The following is a 24,170-nucleotide window of genomic DNA, read 5'->3' as shown; positions in this document are numbered from 1 at the left end:
AGTTAAGCAGACTCGGGCTTAGGCATCGACGAGGGATGCAGCAGTAGATCGGCGGTAGAGCGCTGCTCGACCATTTCGCGGGTAATGGTGCAGCGCTTTAGATCTTTGCGAGAGGGCAACTCATACATGATGTCGAGCATCAGCTCTTCAATGATGCCGCGCAGGGCGCGAGCGCCAGTCTTGCGGCGGTAGGCCTCACGGGCGATCGCCCGCAGGGCATCCGACTTAAACTCTAGCTGCACGTTGTCCATCCGCATCAGTTTTTGGAACTGCTTCACCAGCGCGTTCTTCGGTTCGGTCAAAATCGCCATTAGCGATTCTTCATCAAGCGGATCCACTACCGATGTAGCTGGAATGCGGCCAATGAACTCGGGAATCAGGCCGAACTTGACCAAATCGTCAGGTTCTAAGTGACGCAGTACATCGGCAGTACGCTTCTCGCGCGAAAACTGACCTTCACCGGGCTGCACAAAGCCGATCGATTTTTTGCCAATCCGCTGCTCAACAATTTTCTCTAGGCCGACAAAGGCACCGCCGCAGATAAACAGAATATTGCTGGTGTCGATCTGAATGCAGTCCTGGTAGGGGTGCTTGCGGCCACCCTGAGGCGGCACGTTGGCCACGGTGCCTTCCAGCATTTTCAACAGCGCCTGCTGAACGCCCTCGCCCGATACGTCGCGGGTAATCGAGGGGTTCTCGCTCTTGCGGGCAATTTTGTCAATTTCGTCAATGTAAATGATGCCGCGCTGGGCCTCTTCGACATCTAGATCAGCTACCTGCAGCAGCCGCAGCAGAATGTTTTCGACATCTTCGCCTACGTAGCCAGCTTCGGTGAGGGTGGTGGCATCGGCGACTGCAAAGGGCACTTCGAGAATGCGGGCCAGAGTTTGAGCCAGCAGGGTTTTGCCGCAGCCTGTGGGACCAATCAGCAGAATGTTCGACTTTTGCAGCTCAATTAGGTCTTCGGGCGCTTCGCCCTCAACCCCCTGCAGGTAGCTGAGGCGCTTGTAATGGTTGTACACCGCTACAGAAAGCACTTTCTTGGCCTCGTTCTGGCCAATTACGTGCTCGTCGAGGTAGTTCTTAATTTCCCGAGGCTTAGGAATCTGGCTGAGGGATATAGCCGGAGTAGTTCGGGGGCGATCGGCGGCGGGGGTATCGCGGCGGGGCACCGGCTGGGCGATCGCGGTGCCCGAATCAAACAGCTCTTCGTCTAAAATCTCGTTGCACAGATCAACGCACTCGTCACAGATGTAGACCCCCGGCCCCGCAATTAGCTTGCGCACCTGCTCCTGAGACTTACCGCAAAACGAGCACTTTAAATGGGAGTCGTACTTAGACATAAATAATGACCCTAGTTGAGTGCAGTCATAGCGGCCGAGAGCGTTTGTCTCTCTACAACATCATCAATGATGCCGTAGTCTTTGGCCTCGGCGGCAGACATGTAGAAGTCGCGCTCGGTGTCGGCCTCAATACGATCGATGGGCTGCCCGGTGTGATGAGCGATTAGCTCATTGAGGCGAGTCTTGTGGTAAAGAATTTCCCGCGCCTGAATTTCAATGTCTACCGCCTGACCTTGGGCACCACCCAGAGGTTGGTGAATCATGATTCGAGAGCTGGGCAGCGATAGGCGCTTGCCCTTGGCCCCGGCACAGAGCAGAAACGCCCCCATGCTAGCCGCCAAACCAAAGCAAATCGTTACCACGTCAGGGCGAATTTGCTGCATGGTGTCGTAGATGGCCATACCAGCCGTCACCGACCCGCCGGGAGAATTGATGTATAACTGCACATCTTTCTCGGGCTCTTCGGCATCTAGATAAAGCAGCTGCGCCACAATTGAATCAGCGACTTCGTCGGTAACCGGGGTGCCCAGGAATACAATGCGCTCCCGCAGCAAGCGAGAGTAAATATCAAAGGCCCGCTCACCCCGCCCCGATTGCTCTACAACAACGGGCAGCATGCTGCGAACCTGGCTGGTGTTCAGGGCAGACTGGCTCAAGCTCAAGATCGGGCTACTCAAAGGGTTCGATGCAATCATAGTGGGTTTGGGCGAGATTTCAAGGGTTTAAGGATATTGCTTTACAGCAGCGCCAAGATTTGGCCTTGGGCTAGACCAACCAGGCGCGACTCGCTTAACGAACGACTGGTAGGCCTAATCGACATTATGCCCCAAATTTTTGGGTTCACGGGGGTGGGTTCTCCCCAGTCGGCCCTACAGCTAGCTTCACGAGCAACCCACCCTCAGTAATCCCAGCAACTTGATCCCTAGCTGTCTTTGCCAGACTTCTTGCCTTTAGACGCTTTTTTTGCCGGTTCTTCGGCGTCTTCGCTGGCTTCGTCTTCGGTATCTTCGCTGGCTTCGGTGGCCGCGACATCTATGGTTGCAGTTCCAGCGGCCTCGGTTTCCTCAGCGTCAGGGGCTTCGACCTGTTCAGCTTCAGCTTCCCCAGCAGTTTCGGCTTGCAGGCTGCCTTCGGGCACCAGCTCAACGGTATTGTTTTCCTCAAGCCAGAGCAGAATTTTTTCCTGCAGCAGCTCTTCGGTGAGCACCTGCTTGAGGCGATCGGGATCGATTTGGCTAGGGTCTTCTACCGTAGCCATGGCCTCTTTAATCTTTTCCTTCAGGGCCTCCTCTTCAATTTGAATGCCCTCCTGCTTGGCGACTTCACCCAGTGCCAGGGTGCGGTTCAGGCGATCGATCGCCTCAGGGCGAGTGCGCTGGCGCATGCCATCAACCAGCTCACGGGTCAGCATTTTGTTGACATCAATGCCCTGGCGGCTAAGCTGCATGATGGTTTGCGTGAGCAGAAAGTCCACCTCTTTCTGCACCAGGGTATTGGGGATTTCGGCCTCCAGGTGCTCAACTAGGGCCTCGATCAGAGCTGCGTCTTTGTTGGCTTTGGTTTTCTCCGCCGCTTCTTCCTCGTAGCGCTCGGTCAGCGATGTCCGCAGGGCTTCGATGGTTTCAAATTCGCTAATTTCCTGGGCAAAGTCGTCGTCAAGCTCGGGCAGCTCTTTTTCTTTAATTTCCTTCAAAGTGATGGAAAATACAGCAGGCTTGCCCGCCAGTTCTGTCTGCGAATAGTCGTCAGGGAAGGGAACTTCGACGTCTTTTGATTCCTCTAGGGCCATCCCGATAATGCCCTCGACGAACCCAGGAATAAAGCGCCCTTCCTCTAGCTCGACCTGGAAGTCAGTGCCTGAACCGCCCTGAAACTCCTCAAACTCACCGCTGTCGTTTTGAACCTTGCCCACAAAGTCGATAACAGCCACATCCCCAGACTGAGCGGGTCGATCTTCGATGGGTACTAGAGTGGCCAGGTTGTTTTGGTACTGGCTCAGGGTGGCATCAACTCGTTCAGGGTCAGGCAAAATCTCTTCGGCCTGCACCGATAGCCCCTTGTACTGCTTCAGAGTGACGCGGGGCGGTACATCTACCGAGGCCTGAATGGTGATCGGCTGACCCGGTTCGTAGGAGCCAACGAGTTCTTCAAAGGAGGTTTTGAGCTGGTAGTTGCCGATCGCATCGATTTCTTCCTGGGCGATCGCCTTATCGACAGCGTTTTGCACCAGTTCTTCTAGCACCGCCGCCTTAAACTGAGGCACCCCTACCCGCTGCAAAAAGACCTGCTTGGGCACCTTGCCCTTGCGAAAGCCCGGTACGTTGACCGTCCGCATCATCTTACTCAACACCTGATCGTAGGTTTTTTGAGACAGATCGGCGGGAACTTCAATTTCTAGTCCTACCTGGCTGTCGGGCAGTACTTCCTGGGTAACTTTCATGGGGCCTTTTGCTAACTAGACGGCGACTGCGCACGCTCCAAAGTGGCCTGGAGAACTTTTGACGCAATTTATAAGCATACTCTATCGCTATGACCTGAGGAACATTCCTTGGTTTTAGTCCACAATCCTAGGCTGACAGCCCCCTAGCGGTAGGGGTACGGGTACTGGACGGTACTGGCCCGAACGTTTTGTTTTTCCTTATATTTCACCTGGAGCGCGGGGCTATTGGGGGAGCCAAGCCAAAGTGCTAATATCGGCTGATGTCAATGTGTTTTGAAGATTGATGAGGTAGCGCTGTGTCGAACGGGTTAAGAGTCGCGGTTTTAGGGGCCACGGGGGCTGTAGGGGCAGAACTGCTGGCGCTGCTAGAGCAGCGATCGTTCCCGCTCAAAGACCTGACTCTGCTGGCCTCGCCGCGATCGGCGGGCACCACGCTGACCTTCAAGGGCGAGCAAATTCCCGTTCAGGCACTGGGCGAAAATGCTTTCGACGGCATCGATTTGGTGCTGGCGTCGGCGGGCGGCTCGGTTTCCCAGGAGTGGCTGCCCAAAGCGGTAGCAGCCGGGGCCATTTGCATTGACAACTCCAGCGCCCACCGAATGGATCCTACGGTTCCCCTGGTTGTGCCTGAGGTCAACCCCAAGGCGGCCCAGACCCACCAGGGCATTATCGCCAACCCCAACTGCACTACCATTCTGATGGCTCTGGCCGTGTGGCCGCTGCACCAGGTGCAGCCCGTGCGGCGGCTGGTGGTGGCTACTTATCAGTCGGCCAGTGGTGCGGGTGCCCGAGCGATGGAGGAGGTCAAGCAGCAGGCCCGCGCCATTTTGGCTGGCGAAGAGCCGGTGACAGAGGCGTTTCCCTACCCCCTGGCGTTCAACCTGTTTCCTCACAACTCGCCGCTTAACGAGCAGGGCTACTGCCAGGAAGAAATGAAGATGGTGAACGAAACCCGCAAGATTTTTGGCGCTGCCGACCTCAAGATTTCGGCCACCTGTGTGAGGGTTCCCGTACTGCGGGCTCACTCTGAAGCGGTTAACATTGAGTTTGATGCACCTTTTGCGCCCCAGGATGCCAAGGCGTTACTGACCAAAGCTCCGGGAGTGAAGGTAGTCGAAGACTGGGGTCGCAACTACTTCCCCATGCCTCTGGAAGCCAGCGGTCAAGACGACGTGCTGGTGGGCCGCATCCGCCAGGATATCTCTAACCCCAACGCGCTAGAGCTTTGGCTTAGCGGCGACCAAATTCGCAAGGGGGCAGCCCTCAACGCCGTTCAAATTGCGGAACTGCTGCTGGTCCCCCAAACCGTAGGGGCGAGCCACTAATCTTTCCCTAGTTCAGCCCTACTGGAGCGAACTTGGTATAATCTCAAGGACGTTGGGCTTAGCAACATTAGATTTTGTAGGACGTAAGGCATTCGGTGACGTATTTTGGCAAAGTGCTAACGGCAATGGTGACGCCATTTTCTGAAGATGGCTCCGTCAACTATGCCGTGGCCGAGCGCCTGGCTGACTACTTGGTAAGTAACGGCAGCGATGGGCTAGTGGTGTGTGGCACCACGGGTGAATCGCCCACTTTGAGCTGGCAAGAAGAGTACCAGCTGTATAAGGTAGTTAGAGAGGCTGTAGGGGGTCGCGCCCAGGTAATTGCGGGCACTGGCTCCAATTCTACCTCCGAAGCCATTGAGGCCACTCGCCACGCGGCTGAGCTAGGGGTAGATGGCTCGCTCCAGGTTGTGCCTTACTACAACAAGCCCTCTCAGGAGGGGCTTTACCAGCACTTCAGCCAGATTGCGGCAGCGGTTCCCGATTTGCCCATCATGCTGTACAACATTCCGGGACGCACCGGTTGTGCCCTGGCGGTGGAAACGACTGCCCGATTAGCCGAAATATCGAATATAGTGGCGATTAAGGAGGCCAGTGGAAGTTTAGATTACGCTAGTCAGGTTCGTTATCATACCCCTGCTGAGTTTGGCATCTACTCGGGGGACGACTCATTGACGCTGCCGATGCTTGCTGTTGGCGGCTGTGGAGTGGTGAGTGTGGCTAGTCATCTGGTTGGCCCTCAACTTCAAGCTATGGTGCAGGCCCACGAAGCGGGAAAAACCCGTTTGGCCACTGAAATTCACTTGCAGCTGTTGCCTTTGTTTAAGGTATTGTTTTTGACCACTAACCCGGTACCGCTTAAGGTAGCGTTGGCTCAGCAGGGATGGCCGGTAGGCGCGGTGCGATCGCCTCTGTGCATGCCCGACGAGTCTGTAAGTATTGCGATCGCAGAGGTGCTGCAGCAGCTCTCTGCCCAGGGTATTCTCGTTAAAAACCTCTAGGTTGGGCGACGACTGACTCGCTCTAGCATGGACTGCTCGTCTCTACAGCGCTACTTCAAGCAGCCGACTCTAAAAAGCTCTTGAGCCAGGCCTGCAAGGGCGATCGCTCGATTCCTTCTAGCTTTCAACAACTGAATAATCTGTTTGTTCTCTCTACCTGTGTAACCTTAATCTATGGATTCATCCGTACTGTCTATGGCCCTCGCTGCTCTATCTGTCGATGTTGCGACATCGACTTGGGCCTCAACGGTTTCTATCGCTGCTACTACCAATACCTAGTGCCTTAATCGCGCGGTCTATCGACGAAATAGCGGTCACACCCAGCAGGGTGTTGCGCCCTCGCCGAATGCCGTGCGCGAATTAGCTTTAGCTCCATTTGTTACTTTTTCCAAATCTTTCACAACGATTGTTTACTGACGAGATTGTTTATGACTTCAAATTCTGCCAATAACGCCCTGAAAATCATTCCCCTGGGGGGGCTGCACGAGATCGGCAAAAACACCTGCGTCTTCGAGATCAACGACGAAATTATGCTGCTCGATGCAGGGCTAGCCTTCCCCACCGACGGAATGCACGGGGTCAATATTGTGCTGCCCGACGTGACCTACCTGCGGGAAAATCGTCACAAGATCAAGGGCATGATTGTCACCCACGGTCACGAAGATCACATCGGTGGCATTGCCTTTCACCTCAAGCAGTTTGATATTCCAGTGATCTACGGCCCCCGTCTGGCGATGGCGCTGCTGGAGGGCAAGCTTGAGGAAGCAGGCATGAGCGATCGCACCGAGCTGCGGCAGGTGCGCCCCCGCGAAACCGTGCGGGTAGGCAACTCCTTCCTGGTTGAGTACATTCGCAACACCCACTCCATTGCCGACAGCTGCTCGGTGATCATTCACACCCCCGTGGGCATCGTGATTCACACGGGCGATTTCAAGTTTGACCACACCCCGGTTGACGGAGAAACCTTTGACATTCAAAAGCTGGCAGAGGCTGGCGAAAAGGGCGTGCTGTGTCTGGTCAGCGACTCCACCAACTCCGAGGTGCCCGGCCATACGCCTTCCGAGCGATCGGTGTTTCCCAACCTCGATCGCGAGTTTGGCAAGGCCGACGGACGGCTAATTGTCACCACCTTTTCGTCGTCGGTGCATCGGGTCAATATGATTTTGGAGCTGGCCCAAAAGCACAACCGCAAGGTGTTTGTGGTGGGCCGCTCGATGCTCAACGTGATCGCCCATGCCCGCGACCTGGGCTATATCAAATGCCCCGAGAGCCTGTTTTTGCCGCTCAAATCGCTGGGTCATACCGCCGACGAGAACGTGCTGATTTTGACCACCGGCTCCCAGGGCGAGCCAATGGCGGCCCTCACTCGCATCGCCGATGACTCCCACCGCCAGATCAAGGTCAAGAAAGGTGACACTGTCGTGTTCTCCGCCAACCCCATTCCCGGCAATACCATCTCGGTGGTTAACACCATCGACAAGCTGATGATGCGCGGGGCCAAGGTGGTCTACGGCAAAGACAAGGGCATTCACGTCTCCGGCCACGGGGCTCAGGAAGACCAAAAGCTGATGCTGGCCCTCACCCGGCCCAAGTATTTTCTGCCGGTGCACGGGGAGCACCGCATGCTGGTCAAGCATTCTGAGACCGCTCAGAGCATGGGTGTACCCGCCGAAAACATGGTGATTATCAACAATGGCGACATTGTTGAAGTCAACCCAGCGGGCATTCGCATTGCCGGTCAGGTGCCCTCGGGCATTGAACTGGTTGATGCCTCTCGCGTTGGGGTTGTGGGCCGCGACGTGCTCAAGGAGCGGCAGCAGCTAGCGGAAGATGGCGTCGTTACCATCGCCGCCACCATAGGCAGCAACGGCAAGCTGGTGGCCGACCCCATTGTGCAGATTCGAGGGGTTGCCCAGTCGATATCCCAGGAGCGCTTCCAGGGTCAGGTGAAGCAAATTATTGCCCAGGTACTATCTAACCGTGGTGCTGAGCTGGTGGTGTCTAACGGCAACGGCAAAGCGGCCCTTGACCTGGATGCTCTCAAGGCTGCCCTCGATCAAGATCTGCGCCGCCTGGTCCGCCGTGAGCTAGACAAGCGTGACCCAATGCTGATTCTGCTGATTCAGGGCGCTGGTGTGGAAGGCTCAGTGCAGTCGCAGCCCCAGGCCGAGCCCAAGCCCAAGGCCCAGTCGAAGCCTAAGGCTGAACCAAAGCCCAAAGCGGAACCCGAGCCCAAAGCAGAGCCTGAGGTTGTGGTGCCCGAGCGCCGCACTCGCACCCGGGCCACGGCGGCTTCGGCCTCTTAAGACAATTTAGGGTTTAATCAGGGAGGGGCGATCGCAGCTGCGATCGCCCCTCCCTTTTGCTTAATGGGGCGATCGCCTGCGCCATATAGACCAACATTGCAGGTGCAGATTTTGCATACTTGTGGTAAAAAGGTACGCAACATCATGTTGCTGCTTCTGCTTGACGCTATAATGCACTCAGCAGGAGCTGATGTACCTGAGCAAAGGTGCATAGCAAGTGTCTTAAGCAGCTACACATCCTTAGCGCTCAAGGCTTCTGTCAGAATTTTTGTTCAGCTTGTGCGGTTTACCCAAGCAGATCTAGCGCAAACGAGATCCAGTACGAACAAGAATTCCCAGAGTCGCCCAGCGAGTTAGGTGATCTGTGCATGCCCTTAGGAAGCAAAAGTTCATTGCGGTGTCGCAATGGTCTTGATTGCAAAGCCTTTGCAAACGAGTTTTCCGACGACCCGGTGGCGGTGTTGACGTGGCAGGTGAATGGCCAAATCACCCACTCAGGGCAGGAAAAGCAGACTTTATTCGCCCCGGTGAGCGTTGTATGAGGAATTTGAATGCCGAAGCAGATTGTTATTGCTGAGCAAAACCGAATCGCTGCGGTTTTTTCTGAAGATCAGATCCAAGAGCTGATTGTGGCCACAGGTAGCCACCAGGTTAGCGACATTTATTTAGGCACGGTAGAAAACGTGCTGCCTGGTATTGATGCCGCCTTCGTTAATATTGGCGACAGCGAGCGCAACGGCTTCATGCACGTTACCGACCTGGGCCCCCTGAAGCTCAAGCGCAGCGCTGGCTCCATTACCGAACTCGTGGTGCCCCAGCAAAAAGTGCTGGTGCAAATCATGAAAGAGCCTACGGGCAACAAAGGGCCTCGCCTGACGGGCAACATCAGTCTGCCGGGGCGCTACCTGGTGCTCATGCCCTCGGGACGAGGGGTCAATCTGTCACGGCGCATTCGCAGCGAGAGCGAGCGCAACCGCCTGCGGGCACTGGCCATTTTAGTGAAGCCTGCCGGTATGGGGCTGCTGGTGCGCACCGAGGCCGAGGGCATTAGCGAAAACGCCATTATTGAAGATTTAGAAACGCTGCAAAAACAGTGGGAGAGCATTCAGCAGCAGGCCCTAGCCACTCGGCCGCCTGCTCTGCTCAACCGCGATGATGATTTTATTCAGCGGGTGCTGCGCGACGCCTACAATGCCGATGTCAATCGCATTGTAACTGACTCCAGCACCGGCATGAAGCGAGTCAAGCAGCATCTGGCCAACTGGAGCGATGGCCAGGTTCCGGCTGGGGTACTGATTGATCACCACCGTGAGCGCATCCCCATTCTGGAATACTTCCGGGTTAATGCGGCCATTCGCGAGGCCCTTAAGCCCAGAGTAGATCTGCCTTCTGGCGGCTACATTATTATCGAGCGCACTGAGGCGCTGACGGTTATTGACGTTAACTCTGGCTCCTTTACGCGCTCGGCCACCGCTCGCGAAACGGTGCTGTGGACCAACTGCGAAGCGGCGGCTGAAATTGCTCGACAGCTGCGTCTGCGCAACATTGCCGGGGTCATTGTGGTTGACTTCATCGACATGGACTCGCGGCGCGACAAGCTACAGGTGCTAGAGCACTTTACCAAAGCTTTGCGCTCCGACAAGGCCCGGCCTCAAATTTCGCAGCTGTCTGAACTCGGACTCGTTGAACTGACCCGTAAGCGCCAGGGCCAAAATATCTACGAATTGTTTGGTCGCCCCTGTCCTACCTGTGGTGGGCTAGGCCATTTGGTTCACCTGCCCGGCGAGGCGCTGGCCGACGGCGGTCAAGAGATGCCGCGCGCGGGGGTTTCTAGCGGTGGGGCTGCTCCTCAACTGGCACCACCCCTGGGGGACACAGATAGCTTAGATGGTCGCCCCGATCTACAGGAGCTCGATCTGGTCAACCACCCTAGCTACCAAGATCGCTCTGGGCGAGGCAACAACCGCCGCCGTCGTCGTCGTGACCCTCTACCCACCACTCGCACTAACGGTAGAGATGCACCCGTGGCTAAAGAGGCAGGCCCATTAGAGCCGAGTCTCGATGTAAAGGAGCCTGCTGAGCCGGCAGCACCGGTGATTATCAGTAAGACTGAGGACGATAAAGTAGCGCCTCGGAGCCGAGGGCGAAACGGGGGACGAAGTGATGCCCAAAGCGATTTATCCCGAAATCGTAAACCCGCTACCTCACCCCAGGTAGTGACTGTAGAAATGACTCCCGACGAGCAGCGCATCTACGCCATGATGGGGATTTCGCCGATGGTGCTATCGACCCAGGAGGTGCCTGATCCCCGTAATGTAGTGGTATCAGTGGTGCTACCGGGTCAAGCCCCTCCAGAGACGGTTTTGCCTTCTAGAGAAGCGGTAGTCTCAATGGCGGCTCCAGTCACCCCAGCAGAGGTATCGACAGTGGCGATCGCAGATTCCGCCACATCGTCCAAACCATCTCCCAGCCGTACAGTGCGTACCCGGGCGGCTCGTGCTAAAGCCCAGGAAGCCGACGCCTTCGACAGTGGTACCGCACTGCCAGATGCACAGCCAGAAGCGATCGCAGGCATTCCCGAGCCAGCTACTGAGGCCCCAGCGACGGTCGAACCCAGCCCTATCGAAGCGGCACCAGAGTCAGAGGCCGAAGCGGCCAGTAACGTGCGCCGCCGCCGCCGCCGTCGGTCTTCCGCTGCCGATGGTGGCGATGACGGTGGCGACGAGTAGGCCCGGGGTAATGGTTTGTGGAACTCAACCATAATTCGACGACCACAGCAGCCGGGGTGGACGAGGTGGGTCGGGGATGCTTGTTCGGCCCCGTGGTGGCAGCCGCGGTCGTGCTGCTGCCCAGCGCCTGTGAACAACTTCAGTCGCTGGGGGTAACTGACAGCAAGCGGCTCAGTCCAGCTCGCCGCGAGAGCTTGGTGGCACCGATTCAAGCTCTGGCTACAGACTATGCCCTGGGTTTAGCCACTGTCTACGACATTGAGCGCCTGAACATTCTCCACGCCAGTCTTCTAGCGATGACTCGGGCGCTGCGTCGCCTGAGCGTGCGGCCCGACCTCTGCTTAATAGACGGTAATCAAGCCATTCCTAATCTGGGCCTGCCTCAGCAAACGGTGGTGCAGGGCGATCGTCTACATATCGAAATTGCAGCCGCCAGCATTTTGGCTAAGGTTTGGCGCGATCGCCTGATCGTTCGTCTCGACCGCCGCTACCCCGGCTATCATCTAGCCCGCAACAAAGGCTACGGTAGCGCCGCCCATCGACTAGCTCTGCAAACCCTGGGGCCAACCCCCCAGCACCGACGATCCTTTAAAGGCTGTAGTTAACGCAGCGCCGGAGTAACCAGAGCGGCCTGTTCGGTAAATGTACTGGCCCGATCAAACCCTTCAATTGCAATGCGCACGTAGGCCGAAAGCCACCGAAAGCGGTTGGCTGTTTCTAGAGGAATGGTGACCTTACTAAACAAAATCACCGCAAATAGCTCCCCAGTCGGTGTTAAACCACCAAAGCCTAGCACCGACTCCACCCCGTAGGGCTTTACAAACTGCTTCTGGGCCGGAATGTAGGGACTACCTAACGCCGTAGGCACGTAGAACACGTTAAAAGCCCTGTGAGGTGTTTCGGTAATCAGGGTTGGTACGGTTTCAATCACTTTGCTTACCTCCAAGCCAAACTGCTGGATTAGCTGCAGAATCATCGGAGCTCGATGCACAAAGTCTTGGTCGATCAGCGGAATGCCCTGATGACCGGTAGAGCCTTGGCGTTGGTTCCACTGGGGCTCGTCGCCAGCGGTGGCCAGTAGGGTCAGGCACTTGGTGGCCGAGGGTACATACTGCCCCTGCAAAACGCCCCGAGCTGATTCTTGCACCGCCGCCGGCAAAAAGCCAAAGGGGTGGGTGACAAAGAAACGGGCTAGAGCGCAGGCAGGCTTGCCAGTGCGGGAATCGACAAAGTTCTCATATAGATAGCGCACCACCCGATCAGCGGTTTCTTCCATACTCTGCGATCGCTCGTCCATGTTGCGCAGCGTCACCGCACATTGACACATATCGGCTTTAGAGAATTGCTCGAAGTTATACATTGCTCCCCCCATGATGGAACCAGTCTATGGGTTAATCATGGAATGGGCACCAGGGTATTGGTGTTCGTGAAAAACACTTTTATTGAATTAGCAATAATTTCAAGCTATCTTGGCTGAAGCTTCACAGCATAAAGATATCAAGATGATTCTTGATATCTTCCGGATTTTCTTGGAGGCCTTAGCACGACCTTAAAACCACTAAAAATAGCTTCAAAGAGACAAAAGTGTTAGGCAAATTGGCTTTAGCAAAAAATCAACGATGTAGAATATTCTTTCATTTGTCTGCGACAAGCGAGGCGCTTAACCTAGAGAGATTGTAGCTTATTAGGTTTTCTCCGTTTAAAGTGCTATTTTGCTGGAGTTGGTCAACAATGGCAATAGCTAAAAATAACCTTCAAAGCACTTGTGTTAGTCTATCTACAGGTCAAATACAGATAGATCATATTAAGAAAGCTTTAGAGGCGTTTGAAAAGTGATTTGACATAGCTTTAGGTCACCTGCTGGTTCCCCTTGCGCCCTTAAAAAGGGTAACAAGGGGGATCTTCACTTTTGCTACAAGAGGTAAGACTTTTCAAACATCCTCTCAAAAGAGCTGTAATGACTTGAGTTAATATGTCAAGGCATCACCTGCGCAGGCAAGGCGTCCGCCTATGCAGTTCCACAGTTTATGCGGGACTGCTAAATTAGGTTTGCTATTTCCAGCGATTTGTTTTCGCTTTTAGGGATTGGTAGCAATGCCCAGTGATGGCCTGTAGCCCAAATGGAGTGTTAGCAGCGGGTAGGTCCACCACATGCCGCCTAACCTAAGGGGCTGAGCCACTTACCTTTTCGTTGCGGCTCCAAAAGCTAGGGCAGGAGGTGTGCCGTACTTGAGTCCCGGCGCTAGATAAACTGCAAGTATGGAAGATGCGAACTATCCATGCCGGGCTGGCGCAATGCCGACAGTGCTTTACAGCTACCTCGCTGCCCCTGTTAGGTCAGCCAATTGTCAAAGCGGATGAATCCCGTAACTGCCCATTTAGCAAAATTTGAAAAATAGGTTCCCACGCCCCCCGGTTGTTTGCTATGCTAAAGAGCCAAACGCGGATGTGGCGGAATTGGTAGACGCGCTAGATTTAGGTTCTAGTGTCTTCGGACGTGAAGGTTCAAGTCCTTTCATCCGCATTTAATACTAATTGCCAAGAGCGCAGAGCAACGGCCTGCTCTACTTGACTGTAGCGTTTGCTTGCTTTGCGTTTACGACGCTTAGGTAGTAATTGGTAGGGGCATAGCATGCTATGCCCCTACGGGGTTCCTGATTGTGAACCGAGGTTTAGCAAACCGGAGATCGCATCACTTAGCTCCAGTTCAAAATAAAAACATGCTCTAAAGGTAAATCGTGCGATCGAGCCTCAACTTATTAGCGCTAGGTTGACATCCTAAACCGCAATGTGAGCACTAAATAGAAGGGTGTTGACTCCACCCTAGGCGTCGCACTTGATGACAGCATTTGACTTAAGCCCTATGGAGTTATAAAGCGCAAAAGGAATCCAGGCAAAGGAAAGCAGGAACTCACCGATTTCGTCAAGGACAAAGGTGTTTGGTAAGTTTATGGCTCGTGGCACTATCATGAATAGTAAAGACAGCAGTACCAACCACATTGTATTAAAGGGAAACATCGGTATTCCCCAGCGTGAGTAGAAACGTTGCAGCGACTCACTCAATCGATTTGTGACAGGAATTAGGAAACAAAAAAAGCTGATAAACGCAACACCTGCTAAACGCACGTGCTGGTGAATGCCATCAATATTGTGAATATTGAACTCGTCTTGAACATTTACAGTGCTCAGTGACTCAGGTGTCGCAATACCAAATAAACGCTGACCCCAGCTAATTTCTTCTCCCCCAACCAAAAACATCAAAACTGCAAAAAACAGACACCAAAATCGCAGTGGAGCTGGCCTACCTTTAAAACCAAAGGCAAAAATACCCGCTGCTACAAAGTAGAAAATTGCGCTTAGACTCTCTAGTACGCTATCTTCATAAAAGATAAAGCTCAAGTCAGTACTACTATGACTGACAACGTAGATGCTCACTAGGTTAGTAACCAGTAGCGTCACCAAAAAGTTGAGCCAGATCGCATATTTTCGCTGATCGTTTTTCTGACGATCTCTAGATCGAGGCGAATCAATGACAGTCACGGCTCCTCCTTTAGTAAGTCTTAAAAAGGCATTGCAGTAGAGATAGATGTTGGGTAGTCAGCCTGTAGGCATCGTGTTGCTTAAAAACAGTGCTGGTAGACAAAAGAAGACATACCTTAGCTGCGTCCTGAGATGACAGTTCGAATACTCATGTTGCAGAAGGCTGTCGGTTCTCAGATCCGAAATGGCCGACTAAGGAAAAGAGCGCTGTATTAAACCAGTGGCAACAACTTTTTATAGCTTCAACATCAACTTACCTTTACCTTTGGTTAATCTCAATTTAATCCTAAAAGAGAGGTGCTTCGCAAAGTTTTGATAAAGAAACCGTAAAGAAATGATTGGCTACCGTGAAAGTACCCAGAAATAGAGCTTTTGTCTAAGTGAAAATACTGAATTCAACGTTGCTCTGACGGTTTTCAGAAAGCAACAGCATCACGGGTGGGTAAGGCTTAGGCGTCTAGGCAAGGCCCGAGACGTCTTGTTGACGGCTAGAAGAGTCTCTTGGTTTGACTAATGACAAATCTTGGCATTTTGGCTATTTCTAGCGTGATGCATTGCTTTGTATAGGCGCAGCCAAAGCTTGAATCTGTTACCGTACTGTGGCCAAAAGCTAGCCTGACGTTCACTATCGGGGCTTAAACCACCTGGTCAGAGGAGAAGATGTATCACTCTTAGCCACCTGACATCATCCAAGGCCGCATCGTTGAACACTAAGCAATAGAGCGAAATCGCGGCGATCGCCCGCTAAAGCCTTCGTTAGAGCAGAGTCAATAGTGGTGGCTAAGGGCCAGAGAAGATAGCTTCTTCTAGGTCTTGGCGACTGAGAGAATATTTGAACACCCGCTGGATGTCTTTTTCATCGGCCCCAGCGCTGATGTAGCGCACCACGATGCAGTCTGTTTCAAGCACAATTTCAGCTTCCCATCGGGGACGTACTACATGCCAACTGTGCAGTTCGTCGCTGTCTTGGGTGCAACCCTGCTGGCGTAGCCATATTTCAATATCGGGCAAAGGGTGATTGTAGAGGGGTGTAGCTGCCGAAGGAAGGGCCATAGGATGTGGGGAAGGGGGACGAAGCTGATGAGATCAGGTAAACAACAATGGTCTACAACCACTTTGGTGGTGAGGCGACCGAGGGACTTGTATAACTCGGATCAGCAGGAAGGACAGGGGCTACTTTGAGGAAGGACTCTGGATAGCTGGTCTGGGGAGTGGTAGGCACTTCGACCTCAGAAAGGGCTTGCTCAACTGGTGTTTCTACATTCGAGCTTAAGTCCGGCCCCGCTAGCTTGGCTGCATACTCGCCTCGGGTAAGACTAACGGTAACGACCAGAGCCAGACAAGCCACAAAGGTGAGCCCCAAAATAAAGAGGGCAAAAATTTCTCCTGCCGAGAGGGGGCGATCGGTGGGGTCAAGGTACATGTTGGCGGGCTCACGCCGCTGGGGGGTAGCCGGAGTCTGCCGCAGCGACTCTAGGGGCTGCATCACCGAAACGCGGGAGTAGCCCACCTGCTGATCGTAGGCCCAGCGGCGATCGGGGCTGCTGAGAATGGCGTAGGCATCGTTAAGCTGCTGAAATTTTGCGGTGGCTTCGGCGGCAGGTAGTTCAGTGGTATCGGGATGGTAAAGCTTGCTCAGGTCGCGAAAAGCGCGTCGAATTTGCTGGGGGCTAGCGGTTGGCTTGACCCCCAACTGGTCGTAGTGGGTTTTGGGCTTTGAGTTCAAATTAGGCATAGCATCCCACTGGCAGGGCGGTTGGCAAGAGACAAGGGCTAGGAACCATTACCCTGGGGCCAGTCCCCAAGTTTCAGATGACTGAGCTTCAAAGGATCGGGTCAGGCGAATTTGGGCCAGAGTAAACACCACCGGAATCACTCGGCTGTAGTTGGTAGCCACGGCCCGCCAGCCCAGATCAGCCAAAAACCAGCCCCACAGGGCCGGTCCTAGCACCGAAAAAACGGCTCGGGTGGCTCCATAGCGGGCGGCACTAGCGGCTACCCCCCGAGATGCCATCCGCAGGGCCAACTGCTGGTGAATTTGAGCGATGACTGTACCGCCCCCCTTCACCATCGCTTGACGAGCAACTTCGTAGCGAGCCAGCTGAAAAGCCATTTGCCGGGCAATTTGCTGCAGGAGCCAGGGACGTAGCACAGCGCTGACGGCTACAGCACTGCTGCCCTTGGCCAGCAAGCCCAGCGGATTTGCCTGCAGGGCAAGCGGTAAAGCCTCAAACTGAGCCGAACCGGTTAAAGACTGCTTCAAAGACTGTTGAAGGCGATCGCGCTCAACCTGAGGCAGCTTCTTCCAGTTGCTGCGCAGCAGATGGAGAAAAACCTCTGCCTCTAGATCATCGGTAGACCAGGCCTTGGCGTAGGGCAGCTTGAGGTAGTGGCAGACCTGAACTAGCGCTTGACGGTAGGTCACTCGCTGGCTGCGGCCGTTAATAACCGTCAGGCCATCGGCGGCCAGAAACCGAAAGCGCTGCTCCAGACGGTCGAGCCACTGCTGTCGAGTCCCGCTCTGAACGGTTAGCGGGTCGGCATTTTGCAAGTAATCTAGCGGGTTAAACCGTGGCCGAAACAGCATGTCTGTCAGGGCCAAGAGTTCGTCATCTGTCGCTAGCTCCAGGGCAGATCGCAGCTCATCCACCGGGCGTCACCGTTTAAAAACTGTCTTACATTTTTACACAATTCCCCAAGATAGGATGTGGGGCAACGGCGACACGACAAAATTCTAGGAGAAACCGATATGGAAGATGTGGTAGTAATTGGGGCGGGGTTAAGCGGGCTGATAGCGGCCCAGGCACTGCACCAGGCAGGCTACCGGGTCGTGGTGGTCGATAAGTCGCGGGGGCTAGGGGGGCGGCTAGCAACCCGCCGGATTGGCAGTACGGCCATAGACCACGGCTGTCGCTACCTGCAGCCCTTTGAAGACTCAAGTCATACTTCCAATCATCACTCAAACCTTAGCCTTATCTCTGACCTGGTAGCAGCAGGCATTCTTCAGCCCTGGCAGCCAGAGCGTTTTGAACTTGGAGCCGATGGAGAACTGAAAGCTACGGCAACAGCTACGCTCTACGCCGCTCCTCAGGGGATGAGTTCAATTGCTAAAGCCCTGGCTCCAGGGCTGACTATTCATCGGCAGTGGCGAGCTACTGCCATAACCCCGCTACCTCAGGGATGGCAGGTTGAGGGGGAGTTTTTGGGAGCAGTCGGACAGCCCAAAGCATTCACAGCCAGGGGTCTGGTCGTGGCTATTCCTGCACCTCAGGCGGCGGCGTTAATGCACAGGGCCGCCCAGGCCAGTGAAGAGGTGCAAGCGCTGCTGGGTCAGCTTTCATCGGTTGTTTACGACGCTGTAATCACGGTTATGGCAGGCTACGGCCCTGGAGAATCGGCTCGTTTGCCTGGGCAAACTGGCTCAAGCGGCTGGATGGTTTCTAGTGATACCCACCCAACCTGGCGGTGGCTAGCCTTAGACAGCAGCAAACGCACCGATCCACAGGAACCGGTGGTTGTGCTTCACAGTAGCCCGACGTTCGCGGCTAATTCTCTAGATCAAAGCGACCTTGAGCCTTTAGGCCGAGCGCTGCTATCAAAGGCGGCATCCTTAGCGGCCTGGATGCTTTCCCCTGAGTGGATGCAAGTTCATAGATGGCGCTACGGGTTTGTGCGTCAAGCATTAGGTGCCCCACTCTTGAGCAATCCCGCATTGCCAAACCTGGTGGGATGCGGCGACTGGTGTAACGGAGGAAATGTAGAGGGGGCGATCGCCTCCGGTCATGCCGCCGCCGCCGCCTTGGCCAAAACCCTAAGCTCGTAAAAGCTCTGGAGTTGGCTTAGTTGTTGTTGCTGGAATAATCACTGCTCTCTTTATCTTCGCTACTCTCTTCATCAGTAGCGCCAGAGTTGTTGCGGCGGAAGAAGCGCTGATTACCGGAACGCTTCTTGCGAAACTTGCGGGCGTAGGCCTGGTTACGCAGGGCTTTTTCTTTTTTAGGATTGCGACGCTTAGACATTCAATAACCTCAGACAACAGGGCAGATGTGATCAGCAAACAAAGAATGGCAGTTACATGAGGGGGTTCCCCACGTTGGGAGGCGCTATCTGCGCGAAACAAATCAGCAGATATGGCGGCACTTGCCCACCAGACACTCTGCCCGCACTGGCATCGCCATTGACGACGTGCCATGACCAAAGATTAACTGTAACACATGAAGATACCAGGGCCGAGACCAAAGGAGGGCTTGAATTTGAGAAAGGAAGCTATTCCTCCTGCCATTCTCGCCCCATCCTCTTATGCTTTTGTGCCTACTTAGCTAGCTTTGAGCCTGACCCGACATAGCCTGGAGTGGCTACGACTGACTAGAGCTGAGAATCTTCTCGACGCTGGCCGTGTCGGGGTTGGCTTCTGGCGTATCGGCCTCAGAAGGAGGCACTACCTGCCAGAACTTGGGCAGGTACTCGCTCCAGTGGGTCAGTATCTGCTGGGCTTTAGGGCTACCGGTGTGGGCCAGGTGGGCCTCGATTAGCGCCTTCAGCTGGGCTTCTCCAGTGGGGGTAATCACCCGCTGAACCTTGACGATTTCGGGGTTGACCCGCACCGGGAACCGACCGTCTTCATCGAGGAAATAGCCGAGGCCGCCGGTCATACCAGCGCCCACGTTCCGCCCTACCGGCCCCAGCACCACGACTACGCCGCCAGTCATATACTCGCAGCAGTGATCCCCGGCTCCTTCGATCACAGCCTGGCCCTTGGAGTTGCGGACGGCAAACCGCTCTCCAGCAGTGCCCAGCGCGTAAAGGGTGCCGCCGGTTGCCCCATAGAGGCAGGTGTTGCCCACAATGACGTTGGTCGAAGGGTTGTAGGTAATGCCTGCCGGGGGCTTAACTACGATTTCGCCACCGTGCATGCCTTTACCCACGTAGTCGTTTGATTCGCCAATGAGGGTTAGGGCCATGCCGGGGAGGTTAAAGGCCCCAAAGCTTTGACCAGCGCTACCCTCAAAGGTGAGGTTGAGCTGCCCTTCAAAGCCTGCGTTGCCGTACTTTTCGGCGATCGCCCCAGCAACGCGAGCGCCAATCGTGCGATCGGTATTGACTACAGCGTAGGTTTTGGTGGCGCTGCCCTGGGTTTGAATGGCCTGCTGAATGTCAGCATCAGCCAGTATTTCATCGTCGAGCACAGGGCCATTGCTGTGGATGGCCTCGTGCTTGAGCCAGGCGCGATCGCCGCGCCCATCGGGCAGCGCCATCAGGGTAGTTAGATCTAGCCCGCTAGTCTTGACCAGTGCAACTCCAGCGCGGGGCTTGAGCAAATCGGCTCGACCCACGATATCGAGCAGCGAGGTATAACCCAGGCGGGCCAGCAGCGATCGCACCTCTTCGGCAATGTAATAGAAGAAATTGACCACGTGCTCAGGCACGCCGGTAAACCGCTGGCGCAGCTCTTCTTTTTGGGTGGCGACGCCTACCGGGCAGTTGTTGGTGTGGCAGACCCGGGCCATAATGCAGCCCTCGGCGATCATGGCGATGGAGCCAAAGCCAAACTCCTCGGCCCCCATCAGCGCGCCCATGACCACGTCCCAGCCGGTTTTGAGGCCGCCGTCAACGCGCAGGGTAACGCGATCGCGCAGCTCGTTGTCCATCAGCACCTTATGCACCTCGGTCAGACCCAGTTCCCAGGGCACCCCAGCATGCTTGATCGAACTGAGCGGCGAGGCTCCGGTACCGCCGTCGTGGCCCGACACCTGAATTACATCGGCGTTGGCTTTGGCCACCCCGGCGGCGATCGTGCCAATGCCAACTTCCGACACCAGCTTCACCGATACCCCCGCCCTCGGGTTGATCTGGTGCAGGTCGAAGATCAGCTGAGCCAGGTCTTCGATGGAGTAGATGTCGTGGTGAGGCGGCGGCGAGATCAGGGCCACACCGGGCTTCGAGCGGCGCAGCATGGCGATGTAGGGGCTGACCTTCTTGCCGGGCAGCTGGCCGCCTTCTCCAGGCTTAGCGCCCTGAGCCAGCTTGATTTCGATTTGGTCAGCGTGCATCAGGTACTCAGGGGTGACCCCAAAGCGGCCCGAGGCCACCTGCTTGATGGCCGAACTGGCGGTATCGCCGTTTCTCAGCCCGTGCAGGTGAGGAAACGTAGACGAGTTGCCGTCGCCATCAACGTCGGAGAGCACCTTAAAGCGCACCGGGTCTTCACCCCCCTCGCCAGAGTTCGACTTGCCGCCGATCCGGTTCATGGCGATCGCTAGCACTTCGTGGGCTTCGCGCGACAGCGCCCCCAGCGACATGCCCCCGGTGCAGAAGCGACGCATGATTGTCTCTACCGGCTCAACCTCGTCTATAGAAATAGGCTCGCGATCGCTCTCAAAGTCGAGCAGATCCCGCAGAGCGGTGATCGGGCGATTTTCGAGCTGGGCGCGGTACAGCTCGTAGTGGTCGTACTGGCGATCGGCCACCGCCTTGTGCAGCAGCTTCGACATGGCGGGGTTGTTCATGTGGTACTCGCCGCTGGGCCGCGACTGCACGAAGCCCATATTTTGCAGCCGCTTGGCCGACAGCTCAGGGAACGCCCGCTGGTGGAAGCGAATGGTTTCCTGGGCTAGATCGCTCAGGGAAATGCCGCCTAAGCGCGAAGTGGTGCCCCGAAACGCGAGATCGAGCAGGTCGGAGCCAATGCCGATCGCCTCAAAGATCTGGGCTCCCCGGTAGCTGGTAATCAGCGAGATCCCCATTTTAGAGAGAATTTTCAGCAGGCCCGCATCTACGGCCTTGCGGTAGTTGTCCTGGGCTCCGTTGAGGGTAGTTACAGGCAGCTTGCCCGTCTCCATCAGCTTTTGGGTGCGGCTGTCATTCCACCAGTGGCGCACTGACTCCAGGGCTAAGTAGGGGCACACGGCGCTGGCCCCGTAGCCGATCAGACAGGCAAAATGGTGGGTGCTCCAGCACTGGGCCGTCTCCAGCACCAGGGAGGTGCGCATGCGCAGCCCGTTGCGAATCAAGTGGTGGTGTACGGCTCCCACCGCCAGCAGCGGGGGAATGTAGCTGGTTTCGGCGGAGAGGGGCGCGGGGTTGCCCTGGTCGTCAACGCGATCGCTGAGCACCAGAATAGTCTTACCCGCCTTGACCGCCTCATCGGCACGATTGCACAGAGCCTCCACTGCTTTTCTTAGCCCGGCTGGGCCGTCGGCAATCGAGTACAGCGTCGACAGCGTTGCCGTTGCAAAGCCCGAGTTATGGATCTGCTCCAGCTCAACTTCATTGATCACCGGGCTTTCTAGCTTTAGCAGCCGGGCATACTCAGGCTGCTCATCGAGCAAATTACCCTGGGCCCCGAGCTGCGTGTCGAGCGACATCACCAGCCGCTCCCGCAGGGGATCGATCGCCGGGTTCGTCACCTGGGCAAAGCGCTGCTTGAAATAGTCGTAAAGCAGGTGCGGCTTCTCTGACAGCACCGCGTGAGGCGTGTCGTCGCCCATGCAGAAGGTGGGCTCTTTGCCCTGAGCCGCCATATCCTGAATGATCATGTCGACGTCTTCGAGCGTGTAGCCAAAGGCGCTCTGCTGCCGCAGCAGGTCATCGGGGGGATAGAGTGTAGCTTCTCTAAACAGCTGGGGCTGAAGCTCGGCTCGGTTCGCCTTTAGCCACTGGCCATAGGGGTGCCGGGTCGCCACTCGCTGCTTGATCGCCCAGTTTTTGAGAATTTCCTGGCTGTGCAGGTCGACGGCAATCATCTGGCCGGGGCCCAGCCGCCCTTTTTCGAGAATGTCTTCGGGGGCAACATTCAGCACCCCGGCCTCCGACGACACCATCAGCAAATCGTCTTTGGTAACCACGTAGCGGGCCGGGCGCAGACCGTTGCGATCGAGCGTTGCCCCCACCTGGGTACCGTCGCTAAAGACGACCAGCGCTGGGCCATCCCAGGGCTCCTGTAGACCGCTGTAGTACTCGTAGAAGTCAGTAATTTCGGGGTAGGCGTCCAGTTCAGGCTGGTTGTTGTAGGCCTCAGGCACCATCATCATCAGCGCTTCCTGGGGAGAACGCCCCGATCGCACCAGCAGCTCCATCACGTTGTCGAGGTTGGCTGAGTCGCTGTTATCGGCGTTAACAATCGGTTTCAGCAGCTCAAAGCGATCGCCCCAGACCGGATGGTACAGATCGGCCTGTCGCGCCACCATCCAGTTGATATTGCCCACCAGCGTATTGATTTCGCCGTTGTGGCCCAGCAGCCGCATCGGGTGCGCCAGGGGCCACTTGGGCATGGTGTTGGTGCTGAAGCGGCGATGATACACCGCAAAGGAGCTGACGTAATCGGGGTCGCGCAGGTCGGTATAGAACATCGCCAGCACCGCCGATCGCACCATACCCTTGTACACAATGGTGCGGCACGAGCACGAGCAGACGTAGAACTCCTGAAGCCCGGCCCCCAGATCTGCCTCTAAGGTACCGGGGTTAGCCACGGCATTCGCCACCAGGTGCAGCACCTGGCGACGTATTAGATATAGACGCCGCTCCAGGTCGGCCCCGGTTTCGGTCGCCGCCGTCATAATAAGCTGCTCAATTCGAGGCTGGTACTGCTTCGCCAGCGCCCCCAGCACCTCGGGCCGCACGGGCACGACACGCCAGCCAATGGCCTTCAGACCTTCTGCTTCAACAACCTGGTTAAAGGTATCTCGCACAAAGGCCGCAGCCCCCTCGTGGTTGGGCAGAAACATCATCGCTACCCCAGTGCGCTCGCTCTCCAGCGACCCGTGCCCCTGGGCCTCTGCCCAGCGGTTGAGCACCGCCCACGGAATCGCCGTCATCACCCCAGCTCCGTCGCCCGAGTCCTGGTCGGCGCAGCGTCCCCCCCGATGCTCCATGCAGTCGAGGGCGGCTAGCGCCCTCAACACCAGGTCGTGGCTGGAACGATTCTGCCGATCGGCTAAAAAGCCTACACCGCAAGCATCCCGTTCTTCGACCAGTGACTTGGGTCCCCAGTTAGGCCATTCAGAACGGGTATGCTGCCGGGGTTGATAGGGTTGATTCACAGGGGTACGTCCTACGGAAGAGCAAAACTAATTTATTGAGTAGCGAACAAAAAACTGTATCCGGGGGCTAGCAGCATCGCCCTACAGCAGCGACGCACCAGGGGTTGAACTAGGGGCTAGGGGCCAAAGAACCCGGCCAGAAAAACTAACTGACCTGAACTTGTTTTGAGCATGATGGGAGCTATCCAGTCTGGGCCTGGGGCAGTGCCTGCATCTGGCCCGGCTCGCCATACCCTGAGTCGTGTTCCAATTGAGGGAGCTGAAAACAGCAGCCGCTGACTGAGAGAACTAGCCGAGAAAGCATTAGCGCATGCTGCGCTTTATCTGTAATTTACAGACTTTATCAGTAGTTTACAAACCTTAGGCTCAGCATTTAGTCACAGCTTCTTAGAATTAAGCAATCGCAACGGTAACCATTGTTTCAAAATCGCCTGCAATCGTTTCTAAA

Annotated in this window: 16 protein-coding genes and 1 tRNA gene; 7 read left to right on the top strand and 10 right to left on the bottom strand. The window is 55.8% G+C overall.

Features of this window, described 5'->3' with window-relative positions; genetic code table 11:
• Nucleotides 1-2: 2 nt before the first annotated feature.
• From clpX to tig, 3 genes are all read right to left on the bottom strand, one after another.
• On the bottom strand, nt 3-1,343 hold the full coding sequence (clpX, locus tag ACQ4N7_RS18810; RefSeq protein WP_430713026.1) for an ATP-dependent protease ATP-binding subunit ClpX: 1,341 nt from the start codon (nt 1,341-1,343) through the stop codon (nt 3-5).
• Nucleotides 1,344-1,354: 11 nt separating this feature from the next.
• Nucleotides 1,355-2,038 carry an ATP-dependent Clp endopeptidase proteolytic subunit ClpP gene (gene clpP, locus ACQ4N7_RS18805; RefSeq protein ID WP_430713025.1) on the bottom strand — a complete coding sequence of 228 codons (684 nt, stop codon included), beginning with the start codon at nt 2,036-2,038 and terminating at the stop codon, nt 1,355-1,357.
• A gap of 227 nt (nt 2,039-2,265) precedes the next feature.
• The gene (gene tig, locus ACQ4N7_RS18800; protein WP_430713024.1) at nt 2,266-3,783 is read right to left on the bottom strand and encodes a trigger factor; all 1,518 of its coding nucleotides are present in this window, start codon (nt 3,781-3,783) and stop codon (nt 2,266-2,268) included.
• Nucleotides 3,784-4,079: 296 nt separating this feature from the next.
• On the opposite strand from tig, the gene ACQ4N7_RS18795 reads away from it, so the two are divergent.
• From ACQ4N7_RS18795 to ACQ4N7_RS18775, 5 genes are all read left to right on the top strand, one after another.
• On the top strand, nt 4,080-5,108 hold the full coding sequence (locus ACQ4N7_RS18795) for an aspartate-semialdehyde dehydrogenase (RefSeq protein WP_430713023.1): 1,029 nt from the start codon (nt 4,080-4,082) through the stop codon (nt 5,106-5,108).
• A gap of 95 nt (nt 5,109-5,203) precedes the next feature.
• On the top strand, nt 5,204-6,109 hold the full coding sequence (dapA, locus tag ACQ4N7_RS18790) for a 4-hydroxy-tetrahydrodipicolinate synthase (protein WP_430713022.1): 906 nt from the start codon (nt 5,204-5,206) through the stop codon (nt 6,107-6,109).
• 428 nt (nt 6,110-6,537) lie between these two features.
• Complete coding sequence (locus tag ACQ4N7_RS18785) at nt 6,538-8,415, top strand: RNase J family beta-CASP ribonuclease (protein ID WP_430713021.1); 1,878 nt, start codon at nt 6,538-6,540, stop codon at nt 8,413-8,415.
• Between the two features lie 551 nt (nt 8,416-8,966).
• Nucleotides 8,967-11,144 (top strand): Rne/Rng family ribonuclease, encoded by a 2,178-nt coding sequence (locus tag ACQ4N7_RS18780; protein ID WP_430713020.1) that lies wholly within the window; start codon nt 8,967-8,969, stop codon nt 11,142-11,144.
• 17 nt (nt 11,145-11,161) lie between these two features.
• Entirely contained in the window at nt 11,162-11,749 is a 588-nt protein-coding gene (locus ACQ4N7_RS18775; RefSeq protein WP_430713018.1) for a ribonuclease HII, read from the top strand.
• On the opposite strand, the gene ACQ4N7_RS18770 is transcribed toward ACQ4N7_RS18775, so the two are convergent.
• A complete protein-coding gene (locus ACQ4N7_RS18770; protein WP_430713017.1) occupies nt 11,746-12,504 on the bottom strand; it encodes a hypothetical protein in 759 nt (252 codons plus the stop codon). The two genes, ACQ4N7_RS18775 and ACQ4N7_RS18770, sit on opposite strands and share 4 nt — an antisense overlap.
• 1,082 nt (nt 12,505-13,586) lie before the next feature.
• Here ACQ4N7_RS18770 and ACQ4N7_RS18765 point away from each other — a divergent pair.
• Nucleotides 13,587-13,668: transfer RNA gene (locus tag ACQ4N7_RS18765), tRNA-Leu, on the top strand.
• 299 nt (nt 13,669-13,967) lie between these two features.
• On the opposite strand, the gene ACQ4N7_RS18760 is transcribed toward ACQ4N7_RS18765, so the two are convergent.
• From ACQ4N7_RS18760 to ACQ4N7_RS18745, 4 genes are all read right to left on the bottom strand, one after another.
• Nucleotides 13,968-14,684 carry a hypothetical protein gene (locus ACQ4N7_RS18760; protein WP_430713016.1) on the bottom strand — a complete coding sequence of 239 codons (717 nt, stop codon included), beginning with the start codon at nt 14,682-14,684 and terminating at the stop codon, nt 13,968-13,970.
• A 780-nt stretch (nt 14,685-15,464) separates the two neighbouring features.
• Nucleotides 15,465-15,737, bottom strand: a complete 273-nt coding sequence (locus ACQ4N7_RS18755) for a DUF3143 domain-containing protein (protein ID WP_430713015.1) — start codon at nt 15,735-15,737, stop codon at nt 15,465-15,467.
• Between the two features lie 52 nt (nt 15,738-15,789).
• Nucleotides 15,790-16,419, bottom strand: coding sequence for a J domain-containing protein (locus tag ACQ4N7_RS18750; protein ID WP_430713014.1), 630 nt, complete (start codon nt 16,417-16,419; stop codon nt 15,790-15,792).
• A 48-nt stretch (nt 16,420-16,467) separates the two neighbouring features.
• Nucleotides 16,468-17,334: a YaaW family protein gene (locus ACQ4N7_RS18745; RefSeq protein WP_430713013.1), complete on the bottom strand. Its 867-nt coding sequence runs from the start codon at nt 17,332-17,334 to the stop codon at nt 16,468-16,470.
• A gap of 99 nt (nt 17,335-17,433) precedes the next feature.
• Between ACQ4N7_RS18745 and ACQ4N7_RS18740 the strand changes: the two genes are divergently transcribed.
• Nucleotides 17,434-18,507 carry an NAD(P)/FAD-dependent oxidoreductase gene (locus ACQ4N7_RS18740; RefSeq protein WP_430713012.1) on the top strand — a complete coding sequence of 358 codons (1,074 nt, stop codon included), beginning with the start codon at nt 17,434-17,436 and terminating at the stop codon, nt 18,505-18,507.
• A 16-nt stretch (nt 18,508-18,523) separates the two neighbouring features.
• On the opposite strand, the gene ACQ4N7_RS18735 is transcribed toward ACQ4N7_RS18740, so the two are convergent.
• Together ACQ4N7_RS18735 and gltB are read right to left on the bottom strand one after the other, a co-directional pair.
• Nucleotides 18,524-18,703: a hypothetical protein gene (locus ACQ4N7_RS18735; protein WP_106870486.1), complete on the bottom strand. Its 180-nt coding sequence runs from the start codon at nt 18,701-18,703 to the stop codon at nt 18,524-18,526.
• A gap of 336 nt (nt 18,704-19,039) precedes the next feature.
• A complete protein-coding gene (gltB, locus tag ACQ4N7_RS18730; RefSeq protein ID WP_430713011.1) occupies nt 19,040-23,722 on the bottom strand; it encodes a glutamate synthase large subunit in 4,683 nt (1,560 codons plus the stop codon).
• Nucleotides 23,723-24,170: the final 448 nt, after the last annotated feature.

The organism is Nodosilinea sp. AN01ver1, from assembly GCF_050565655.1.
Taxonomy (GTDB): Bacteria; Cyanobacteriota; Cyanobacteriia; order Phormidesmidales; family Phormidesmidaceae; genus Nodosilinea.
This window is presented reverse-complemented; position numbering and strand designations above follow the sequence as displayed.